Raw genomic sequence first — 10,000 nt, 5'->3', positions numbered from 1 at the left:
CAGGTATTCACTCAAAGCCTTTTGCCATTTCTCTTTAACGGCTAAAGGAACTTTCGCAAAACCGTAACCAGGCAAATCGATCAGTCGCTGGTTTTCTGCTAAAGCAAAAGTGTTGATCAACTGAGTACGACCCGGTGTTTTACTGGTGCGGGCTAAACCATTTTGCCGTGTCAGCGTATTTAACGCACTGGACTTGCCGGCGTTTGAACGACCAGCAAAGGCAACTTCTATACCCGTATCTGCGGGCAGAGCCTTAATATCAGGGGCACTGGTCAGAAAAGTTGCTTTCTGATAATTGATGATCGCTTTGTACACTGTCAGCTCCGGCTGTAAATTTGGCTATAGTGTAACGGATCCTGAAGATCCACAGAAGCTTTACTGTGATTTATGGGATTCTATCTGCGCAAGATTCGTGTAAAATAGACATAAAATGTAGGGTTATTCAACTTGGTTGCCAGATTACTGGCGGTTCAATGCGGACAGAGACGGAAAAAAAATGAAAAAATTCGCAATTCCACTCACGCTCTTTTTAGGGTTAATCAGTACAGCTTATGCAGCCGATGGGGATGCAGAAGCAGGTAAAGCCAAATCCGTGACTTGTGCGGCCTGCCATGGCATGGATGGAAATAGCCCAACAGATTTATATCCAAAAATTGCTGGTCAACATGCTGGTTATATTTTTAAACAATTAAAAGAATTTAAGCTCGGAGCTACTACAGGTGGCAAAGAAGGTCGCAACAACGCTGTTATGGCAGGTATGGTTGCCGCTTTATCTGAACAGGATATGAAAGACCTGGCTGCTTACTTCTCAAGCCAAACCATGAAGGAAGGCAGCACGCCTGAAGACGTGGTCGCTAAAGGTGAGAAGTTATTCCGTGGTGGTGATTTGGAGCGCGGTATTGCTGCCTGCATCGCCTGTCATGGTCCACGAGGTGTAGGTCACAGCTTAGCTGGCTTCCCAAAAATTTCGTTCCAACATGCAGCTTATGTTAAAACTCAGCTGGAAGCGTTCCGTAACGGCTCACGCGCAAACGATATGAATGGCATGATGCGTGACGTTGCTAAGAAGCTGACCGATGAAGATATCGAAATACTTTCGAAATACGTTGGTGGTTTGCACTAAAAGCAGCCACTTCCGTAGACAAAGCCAGGCTCCGTGCCTGGCTTTTTATTTTTTGCACTGCAGGTCTTTTCCAAACTCTCGATTCTGTTTTCCGTTGTGCGATATATCTCACAACGGTGTAAGAGATGACTTACACAACTGAAAAATTCGAAACAATAAACGTAACCAATTGATTTATAATGGCATTACAAAAAAGTTCATTTTTTTTGTGTTTTTTTTATACCACTGTATTGCCATTCTGAAAAATCGGAGTAGATTTAAGTCCGTTACATTTAGTAACGTTTAAAAACACGGATAACAGGCACGGAAAGCAGCAGTGCATCAGTACATTTTTGCAGCATCAAGATGATGACAGTGTGTATTTTACACAACACATGGATGGACCACTAAGCATCAGGACGATCGCGAATAATTATTTTTATAGGGAATTTGCGTAAAAATATAGGGAACTTGTGCAGACAGGGTGTTGAACTCCCGTCAGGACGACTTCAAGCAGATTATGTGTCGCGCTAGACACCTTATATAGAGGGCGGTAACATCTTATACCGCCCTTTTTATTTATCCTCACCATGAATTCAGTTTGCCCTTTGTGTCAGCATCAACAAACTCAACTATTTTGTACGGACAAAAGACGTGACTACTTTCAATGTCTACAGTGTTTTTTAGTCTTTGCAGATCGCACTACTTTGCTATCAGCAGAACAGGAAAAAGCGCAATACGATTTGCACCAGAATGAATTGGACGACCCAGGCTACCGTAAGTTTTTATCGCGTTTATCTGTGCCGCTGCTGAATACTCTGACACCAGAGCAAACTAACGGATTAGATTTTGGCTGCGGCCCTGGGCCATTGTTAGCAAAGATGTTGAACGAAGCAGGCAAGCAGATGCACCTTTGGGATCCATTTTATGTTCCAGAACCTGAAGCTTTGCAGCGACATTATCATTTCGTCAGCTGTACCGAAGCGATAGAGCATTTTGTTCATCCGGCCAAAGAGTGGCGCTTGTGGTTAAATTTACTATTGCCTCAGGGTGTGTTGGCTCTGATGACTAAGCGTTACATAGATCAAGATAGCTTTAGCAGTTGGCATTATAAAAACGACCCCACTCATATCAGCTTTTTTCACCAACGTACTTTTGAATTTTTAGCGCAACGAGATCAACTCGAGCTTGAATTCCCTGCTGATGACGTCGTGTTATTTAAAAAACGAAATACCTAGGTTTTCTGAGATAAACTGGTTAAAATACGCGCCCTTTTTCGTAGGTAACATATATGACTCGGATTAAAAAAACTCGCACCTCAGGCCCACTTGGTACCAGACACAGACCGGCTGAAGAAGCTCGTCAGGACCGGACACGCGCGCCTGAAACTAAAAAGAAAGGTGCAGGCTTAAAATCCGGTAGTCGCCATTCTCCTTCCACTGAAGATAAGCAGAAACAATCAGCTAAAGGCTCAAAAGACCCGCGCCATGGCAGCAAAAAACCTATTGCTTTAGTAGTGACTGAAGCAGAGCAAAAACTGATGGCGCAGCCTAAGCAGTTCAAGCCAGTAGTACAGTTGAGCAAGGCAAAAGAGCCTACGATGCCACCAGAGCAAGAATTAGCTCTGCTTGAGAACGATGAAAAGCTGCTGGAATTGTTAGATAAAGTAGATCAAGGCGAAATCCTGACAGGCAAAGATGCCAAGTACTTTAATGCCAAAACGGCACGCCACGCAGAGCTTGTTGCTCTACTTGGTTTAGAAGAAGATCAGGCTGAAGAGGAAGAATTAGATCCTTTAGCTAAATTGGAACGTACTGATTGGCGTAAAGAGTTTTTAGGGGAATAAGTTTGACCATCAACTGGATACTAGCCACCTGTGCGGCGGGTTTAATTATTGGCGGCCTGAGCTTTTATCTGGGTCGTTTATTGTGGTTAATCAAACAACAGGAATTAAAGCAGCAGCAGGTCGTTGACGCCAAAAATTCCGACCTGACTCAAAGCATAGTCTTGATCGCCAAAGCCATGCGCGAAGAACAATGTGAGCTGTCTGAAGGCGCTTTGCGGATTTGGGTTTTGTTGGATCATCTGCAACTCCCTGACAAACCCAATGCGATCCAGACCTATCCTGGATTGTTTAAAATGTATGATGTTGTCAAAGACATGCCAACTCACCAGGCGCGTAAAGAGCGTGATAAAAAAGAAATCCGTCATCTGGATCACCTGCGCGAACAGGCAGAAATTGACCTGAAAGCTGAAATTATGGCCGATGTGCACAAGCTACTAGAATATTTCAAGGATCAGAAATCGAACTAAAAAAGGCAGCGAAAGCTGCCTTTTTTAGTTCGGGCAGCAGTTATTCTTTGTATACAACCCCAGCTTTCATCACAAAACTGACTTTGCCCATTTGCTGTATATCCTGCAGTGGATCACCGGGGACAGCCACTAAATCGGCAATTTTACCTGTTGTAACAGACCCCAGCTCCTGATCGACTTTTAACAAACGAGCCGAAGTAATAGTAGCGGACTGTATTGCTTCGATAGCCGGCATTCCAGCTTCTGTCATAAAGACAAATTCACGCCAATTATCACCATGAGCTCCTACACCTGCGTCAGTACCAAAAGCTATTTTCACACCTTCTTTGTATGCATTGGCAAAAGTTTGCTGAATTTTAGGCCCTATAGCTAAAGCTTTAGGGCGCACCAGCTCAGGGAAAAAACCCGGCATTGCCGCTTTTTCCGCAGCCCATTTACCTGCACTGATGGTCGGAACATAGTAAGTACCATGCTTTTTCATCAATTTCATGGTTGCCTTGTCCATCAAAGTGCCATGTTCTATCGAATCCACTCCAGCCTCAATGGCTCTGTCCATGCCTTCTTTACCATGAGCATGGACAGCCACTGTCATGCCATAGTCTTTGGCGGTTTCAACAATAGCTTTCAGTTCTTCGCTGTTAAACTGTGGATTGGAACCGCTTTTGGCTACACTCAACACACCGCCGGTAGCAGTGATCTTGATCAGGTCTGCACCTTCTTTATAGCGTTGACGGACAGCTTTACGGGCTTCGTCAGGACCGTTCACTACACCATCTTTTGGACCGGGGTCGCCCATCAGGGCATAAGCCACCCCATTGGTTGGATCGGCATGACCACCAGTAGTGGCAATAGATTTGCCTGCTGTGTAAATACGTGGCCCTTTAACATATCCTGCATTGATGGCTTTACGCAGAGCAGTACTGCTGTGATGCACATCACCTAACTCACGCACAGTGGTAAAACCGGAAAGCAGCGTCTTTTCAGCAAAAGTAGCACCACGTAAGGCCACGTCAGCCTCGTTCAATAAGAAGTCTTCAGTATAAGCGCCGGGACCCATCTGAGTGGAAAAATGGGTGTGCATATCCATCAAACCAGGCATTACTGTGTGATTCTTTAAATTGATGACTTTATCGCCGGCTGCCGGAGTTTTATAACCAGACTCAACAGCTATGATTTTGTCGTCTTCAACAACAACAGTGTATTCGGTCAGCACTTTGTCGTTTTCAGCAGTGATCAGTTTGCCAGCATGGATCAGAGTAGCGCTTTGTGCTGTTCCTGCGAGCAATAAAGCACTGGTAAGAAGTGAGAGTTGCAGTTTCATTATGTCTCCTGTTGGATGAACACAGCTTTTTCCAGCTGCTTGGTATCGACTATGAGACAGGATTGGAAAAGCATCAAGTACAGAAAAATTGAATGCGATACAGAGCCTTAGATCCGGGACCAATGGCTAGTCCATTACTCCGAGCTCAAAATTTAAGCCAGCAGAAGATATGTGTAGCGAGGTTTTCCCTTCAATTTGCACAGCAAACGCCAGAGCTGCCAGCTGGTAATAGGCAGTTCTGTTGAACTTGGCCGTTAAGCCGCGCCAGAGCTGTAAATAAGGTAACTGTTGCCCGTCTGGTTGTGCTTGTAAGAACATCGGGCGTTCAGCATTAATTAATACCTGATGGCCTAAATTAGTGGTCGCGATCAGTATCCCTGCATCGGTCTGGTGGTCAATTGCAACAATAACAAAGGCAGCATCTTCAACCTGAATCCGTACTTTCTCAACAGGCGTCAGCAAAAAATACTCTTGCTGCTGCCGGGTAAGTACTGAAGCAAACAGCTGAACCAACTGTGGTCGCTGTATTTTTGAGTCCTGATAAAACCAATCTCCGTGCCGATCGATACGAATGGGGAGATCACCGCAAAAGGCTGGATCCCAGAGTTCAATCGGGGCTAAATCAGGCTGTTGTATAGATAGCTGTAATTGTTTCAAATCCATTGGGGGCTCAACACATGTACAAAACACAACACAAGCATAACAGCAGAAGACAGGCGTAGGAAAACCGGGGTGACTATTGATAAAGCGCGAAGCCAGAAGTTGGGGTGACTATTGATAAAGCGCGAAGCCAGAAGTTGGGGTGACTATTGATGAAGCACGAAGCCAGAAGTTGGGGTGACTATTGATGAAGCGCGAAGCCAGAAGTTGGGGTGACTATTGATGAAGCACGAAGCCAGAAGTTGGGGTGACTATTGATGAAGCACGAAGCCAGAAGTTGGGGTGACTATTGATGAAGCACGAAGTCAGAAGTTGGGGTGACTATTGATGAAGCACGAAGTCAGAAGTTGGGGTGACTGATGGGGCTCGAACCCACGACAACCGGAATCACAATCCGGGACTCTACCAACTGAGCTACAGTCACCACAAGAGGCGCGGATTCTAGCGAAATTCTGTGGCGATGCAAAGTAATTTTTTACGAAACTAAGCGCTAAGCCGCGTTTAGCTTGGGCCTGAGCGATGCTTATGCTAGGGTATGGTCGTCTGGCCAACCTAGACTCCTCTGAATTGAGGCTCGAAAATGGAGAGAAACATGCAACAATTCATCGATTTTTTGCAGAAAAATCAGCAATTCATTTTAAGTTATAGCGTCAAAGTGCTGGTCGCTTTAGTCATTTTGTATCTGGGCCGCTGGTTATCAAAAAGTCTGACCCGCATGCTGGAAAAAGCCTTAATCCACCGCAAAGTGGATCGTGCTGTAGTGTCCTTTTTAAGTGGCATTATCCAGGCCGCTATTATGGTGGCGACCATTCTGATTGCTCTGTCGCAAGTCGGCATTCAAACTGCTTCTTTTATCGCTATCCTGGGTGCTGCTGGCTTAGCCATAGCTTTGGCATTACAAGGTTCTTTATCCAACTTCGCTTCAGGCGTACTGATTATCTTATTCCGCCCTTTCCGTGCAGGCGACTTTGTCGATGCAGCCGGAGTTTCAGGCGTGGTAGAGAAAATAGAAATCTTCCAGACTGTGCTCAAAAGTGCGGATAACAAACGCATTATTGTGCCGAACTCGCAAATTACAGGCTCTGCCATCATCAATTATTCGGCCGAAAAAACCCGCAGAGTGGATTTAATTGTAGGTATCAGTTACGACTCCGACCTGAAAAAAGCCAAACAATTACTGGAACAAATACTCAAAGCTGACAGTCGTATTTTGGCCGAACCCGCTGCTGTGATAGCTGTAGGTGCTCTCGCTGACAGTTCAGTCAATATTTTAGTACGTCCATGGGTCAATGCTGCCGACTACTGGCCTGTATACTGGGACACTTTGGAGAAAATCAAACTGACTTTTGATCAACACCAGATTGTGATCCCCTTTCCACAAATGGACCTGCACTTCAAAAAGGAAAAGTAAGGTATGAAAAAAACTCTCTTCCCCCTGTTGGCTTTGAGCAGCCTAATGACAGTACAGGCCGAAGAAAGCCCGGCAAATGAAATCAAGCTGGGCTGGAGCACTTCCGCAGAGTTAGGCGCTATCACCACATCAGGTAATACCAAAGGCACCTCCATCACAGGCAAAATAGATTCAAAACAAGAGCTGGAAAATTGGTCGAATGACTACACATTCAGCGCTTTTTTCAAACGAGATGAAACCGAAGCAGACGATGGCCAGACCATAGTCGAAACCTCAGCCGAAAAATATGCTGCATCGGCAAAAGGTGGTTACAAGTTAAATAAAGACACCGCCAAACTCTTTGTTTATGGCTCTCATGTCGATGACAGATTTGGTGCTTACACTGAGTACACCACCATAGCGGTAGGTTATGGTGATGAGCTATTCAAAAACGACAGCATGTCCCTGGAGGGTGAGATCGGTCCCGGTTATTACAGGGGAAAAACCGATCTGGAAGAAACTGAGAACGGCATGATAGTGCGCAGTGCCGCGACCTATCGTTGGCAAATCAGTGAGTCAGCACGTTTTAAACAAACCGTCAGCCTTGAATATGGTGAAGACAATAAACGTTCAATAGCTGAGTCTTCATTAACGGCAAAAATTAATGGCCGGATGCAGATGAAAGCAGCGTTTTTAGTACAAAACGACTCTAAAGTGCCGCTGGGTAAAAAGAAAACCGATACTCAAACGTCCTTAACTTTTGTGTATTCGTTTTGATCTGCAGATTTAAGTACTGAGGCTTCTTAGCCTATGGAATTGATGTTGCGGCGTGGCGACAAGTGGGTGAATCCCCGGGAGCATAGTTGCCTATGCGACTGGGGTGAGAACACGCAGTCAACAAAGCTGCAGCGTCAAGTCCGACGGGTTCTTAGCCTAAGTAATTGATGTTGCGGCGAGGCGACAAGTGAGCGAGTCCCCGGGAGCATAGTTGCCTATGCGACTGGGGTGAGAACACGCAGTCAACAAAGCTGCAGCGTCAAGTACGACGGCTAGAGCCAGCCTTTTTGTCGGGCTATTCTGGCAGCATCTACTCTATTCGCTGCATTTAGTTTGCTGATAGCCTCCGACAAATAATTCCGTGCTGTGCCTTCGGCGATATAAAGCACTGTTGCAATCTCAGCTGTGCTTTTTCCTTCAGAAGCTAATCGCAGCGCCCGACGCTCTTTGTCACTTAACGGATCCTGTTCACCTAACGCAGATAATGCCAGTTCAGTATCTATCACTCGTTTTCCGGCCATCACCTGATAAATAGCCTGCACTAATTGCTCTGAAGGTGCATCTTTCAGTAAAAAACCCTGCACCCCGGCAGCAATAGCGCGCTGAATATAACCAGAGCGGCCAAAAGTGGTGATCACTATCACTTTGATTTTACTCTGTTGTTGCTGCAGGTAAGTCGCGAGTTCCAGGCCGCTACGGCCCGGCATTTCAATGTCGGTCAACAGGAGGTCAAAGTCCTGCTGTTTCAACAAAGCCAATGCCTGATCACCATCGGCCGCCTGAGTGATCTGAAAGTCGCTAGTTAAACCCAGTAAAGCCGCCAGAGCGCCTCGTACCATCGCCTGATCTTCCGCCAGTAAAATACGCATCAGGCCTCCTTGTGCAAAATGAAACTAAAACTGCAGGGTGACACTTGCCATTCCAAACTGCTGTTCAGCGCAGCTAAGCGCTCCTGAATGCCGGTTAAACCATGGCCCTGATGCAGCTCCGCCACCTTGCCATTATCTGACACCATCAGTTGATATCCTTGCTCATTTTCGCTAAATCGGATCCGTACTTCATCACCATTGCTGTGTTTTAACACATTGGTCACCAGCTCGGTCAGGATCAATACCACAGCGGTTTCCTCTCTGGCAGACAGACTCGGTATTTCGCCTTGAACATCCACTCCAAATCCGGCTTCACGTAACTTACCACTCAAAGCCTGCACTTCACCTGCCAGACCTTTGTGTTTATAACCTGACACTGTCTGACGCACCTGACTTAAACTTTCGCGGGCAATAAAAGCCAGTTCCTGCAATTGCTGGCTGGCCGCCTGATACTGCTGCTGTTGCAGTAACTTATCGGCTAAATCCGCTTTCAGCACTATGCCTGATAAACTGTGCCCCATAATATCGTGCAGATCACGTGCTATTCGTTCCCGCTCCACTATAGTCGCCAGCTGTTTAATTTCTTCAGCACTGCGTTGCTCTTTCAGTAAGCTGGCACGCCTGGTTCTGTCGAGCACACCAAACACCCCTATAGCCATCACTAAAGCAGAACCATAAAGCAGAAAATAAGGTGCACCTTTGACAAAAAAGTGGTCCAGCAGCACCAATATACAAATCAATCCGGCAACACCAGCTAAAAACTGACGAAAGTTATAAGCAAAACCAATAAAAAAACTGACATAGGCAAACATCGAAATAGAGCCATAATTCAGCGGTGTAATGGCGCTGGCGATGAATGCCATCAACAGGATAGGCCATAACATCCGTGAAGGGGGACTGCGGTAAATCCAGTAGTAACAACCAATAAAAGCCACTAAGGCCAGCGTCATCCAGACATACTGTACCAGACTGTAATTGATGTAAAAAAAGGGCGCTACATAGAACACCAAATTGATCAGATAAACCCAGGACAAGCGTTTTTCCAGCTCTAACATAAAGGCCTCAACAGGTTAAAACCAGGGCTTAAAAGAGCCCCGGTTCAAGAAAGATCAACGATTTTGGCTATAACTTTGTTGCTGACTCAGCAGAAACTTAGCCCAGCCGTAGGAAGAATCCACTTCCATCGCTTTGGTCCAGTCGGCAATAGCACCAGCTTTATCTCCCAGCTCCTGCTTGGCTAAACCACGCCAGGTATAGGCTTCTGCATGGCCCCAGCAAATCTGCTGACAAGGCAAAGCATAAAGCTCAATGGCTTTGCTGCTGAGTTCCACAGCACTTTGTTTGCTGCCGCCAAAAGCAGCTGGGGTATTGTAAGCAGAGATGGCTTTAACCAGCACAACCCGCGGATTGGCAGGGTCCAAACCAGCAGCCTGCGAGATAGCTTTATTCGATTTAGGTCCATAGAAAGCCCCTTTTATCGGGTTATTGCCAATCTGCATGCCATAAACACTGGCTAACAAGGCGAAGCTCTCGGCATCAGGCTCTGCTGTGGTGAGTTGCTCCAGCGT

Annotated in this window: 12 protein-coding genes and 1 tRNA gene; 6 read left to right on the top strand and 7 right to left on the bottom strand. The window is 46.1% G+C overall.

The annotated features are described in order from the left end of the window. The coding region (yihA, locus tag LDL40_RS10525) for a ribosome biogenesis GTP-binding protein YihA/YsxC (protein WP_300995303.1) at positions 1-315 on the bottom strand (315 nt) is incomplete at its 3' end. 181 nt (positions 316-496) lie between these two features. On the opposite strand from yihA, the gene LDL40_RS10520 reads away from it, so the two are divergent. From LDL40_RS10520 to LDL40_RS10505, 4 genes are all read left to right on the top strand, one after another. Further along, on the top strand, positions 497-1,123 hold the full coding sequence (locus tag LDL40_RS10520; protein ID WP_300995302.1) for a cytochrome c: 627 nt from the start codon (positions 497-499) through the stop codon (positions 1,121-1,123). 686 nt (positions 1,124-1,809) lie between these two features. Next, on the top strand, positions 1,810-2,340 hold the full coding sequence (locus LDL40_RS10515) for a methyltransferase domain-containing protein (protein ID WP_300995301.1): 531 nt from the start codon (positions 1,810-1,812) through the stop codon (positions 2,338-2,340). A 53-nt stretch (positions 2,341-2,393) separates the two neighbouring features. After that, on the top strand, positions 2,394-2,948 hold the full coding sequence (yihI, locus tag LDL40_RS10510) for a Der GTPase-activating protein YihI (protein ID WP_300995300.1): 555 nt from the start codon (positions 2,394-2,396) through the stop codon (positions 2,946-2,948). A gap of 2 nt (positions 2,949-2,950) precedes the next feature. Continuing rightward, a complete protein-coding gene (locus LDL40_RS10505; protein WP_300995299.1) occupies positions 2,951-3,415 on the top strand; it encodes a DUF2489 domain-containing protein in 465 nt (154 codons plus the stop codon). A gap of 40 nt (positions 3,416-3,455) precedes the next feature. Here the strand turns inward: LDL40_RS10505 and LDL40_RS10500 are convergent, their stop codons facing one another. The 3 genes from LDL40_RS10500 to LDL40_RS10490 all read right to left on the bottom strand — a co-directional run bounded on the left by LDL40_RS10500 (position 3,456) and on the right by LDL40_RS10490 (position 5,820). After that, entirely contained in the window at positions 3,456-4,736 is a 1,281-nt protein-coding gene (locus LDL40_RS10500) for an amidohydrolase family protein (protein ID WP_300995298.1), read from the bottom strand. Positions 4,737-4,862: 126 nt separating this feature from the next. Continuing rightward, entirely contained in the window at positions 4,863-5,399 is a 537-nt protein-coding gene (locus tag LDL40_RS10495) for a DUF1285 domain-containing protein (protein WP_300995297.1), read from the bottom strand. 345 nt (positions 5,400-5,744) lie between these two features. Continuing rightward, a tRNA-His gene (locus tag LDL40_RS10490) sits at positions 5,745-5,820 on the bottom strand. A gap of 168 nt (positions 5,821-5,988) precedes the next feature. Here LDL40_RS10490 and LDL40_RS10485 point away from each other — a divergent pair. Both LDL40_RS10485 and LDL40_RS10480 read left to right on the top strand, forming a co-directional pair. Then, a complete protein-coding gene (locus LDL40_RS10485; protein WP_300995296.1) occupies positions 5,989-6,807 on the top strand; it encodes a mechanosensitive ion channel domain-containing protein in 819 nt (272 codons plus the stop codon). A gap of 3 nt (positions 6,808-6,810) precedes the next feature. Next, positions 6,811-7,563, top strand: a complete 753-nt coding sequence (locus tag LDL40_RS10480) for a YdiY family protein (RefSeq protein WP_300995295.1) — start codon at positions 6,811-6,813, stop codon at positions 7,561-7,563. Between the two features lie 272 nt (positions 7,564-7,835). Here LDL40_RS10480 and LDL40_RS10475 read toward each other — a convergent pair whose 3' ends face one another. The 3 genes from LDL40_RS10475 to LDL40_RS10465 form a co-directional block, all read right to left on the bottom strand. Continuing rightward, complete coding sequence (locus LDL40_RS10475) at positions 7,836-8,432, bottom strand: response regulator transcription factor (RefSeq protein WP_300995294.1); 597 nt, start codon at positions 8,430-8,432, stop codon at positions 7,836-7,838. After that, positions 8,432-9,487, bottom strand: coding sequence for a sensor histidine kinase (locus tag LDL40_RS10470; protein ID WP_300995293.1), 1,056 nt, complete (start codon positions 9,485-9,487; stop codon positions 8,432-8,434). The genes LDL40_RS10475 and LDL40_RS10470 overlap by 1 nt, the downstream gene beginning before the upstream one ends. 54 nt (positions 9,488-9,541) lie before the next feature. Next, the coding region (locus LDL40_RS10465) for a hypothetical protein (RefSeq protein WP_300995292.1) at positions 9,542-10,000 on the bottom strand (459 nt) is incomplete at its 5' end.

The sequence above is a fragment of the Rheinheimera sp. genome (assembly GCF_020217005.1).
GTDB lineage: Bacteria > Pseudomonadota > Gammaproteobacteria > Enterobacterales > Alteromonadaceae > Pararheinheimera.
The sequence above is the reverse complement of the archived record's forward strand: the minus strand, read 5'-3'. Positions and strand labels throughout refer to the sequence as shown.

Bases quoted from the DNA above. Each gene is read 5' to 3' on its own strand.
- LDL40_RS10500 (WP_300995298.1), bottom strand. From the start codon at position 4,736: ATGAAACTGCAACTCTCACTTCTTACCAGTGCTTTATTGCTCGCAGGA.
- LDL40_RS10495 (WP_300995297.1), bottom strand. From the start codon at position 5,399: ATGGATTTGAAACAATTACAGCTATCTATACAACAGCCTGATTTAGCC.
- yihI (WP_300995300.1), top strand. From the start codon at position 2,394: ATGACTCGGATTAAAAAAACTCGCACCTCAGGCCCACTTGGTACCAGA.
- LDL40_RS10480 (WP_300995295.1), top strand. From the start codon at position 6,811: ATGAAAAAAACTCTCTTCCCCCTGTTGGCTTTGAGCAGCCTAATGACA.
- LDL40_RS10520 (WP_300995302.1), top strand. From the start codon at position 497: ATGAAAAAATTCGCAATTCCACTCACGCTCTTTTTAGGGTTAATCAGT.
- LDL40_RS10485 (WP_300995296.1), top strand. From the start codon at position 5,989: ATGCAACAATTCATCGATTTTTTGCAGAAAAATCAGCAATTCATTTTA.
- LDL40_RS10470 (WP_300995293.1), bottom strand. From the start codon at position 9,487: ATGTTAGAGCTGGAAAAACGCTTGTCCTGGGTTTATCTGATCAATTTG.
- LDL40_RS10475 (WP_300995294.1), bottom strand. From the start codon at position 8,432: ATGCGTATTTTACTGGCGGAAGATCAGGCGATGGTACGAGGCGCTCTG.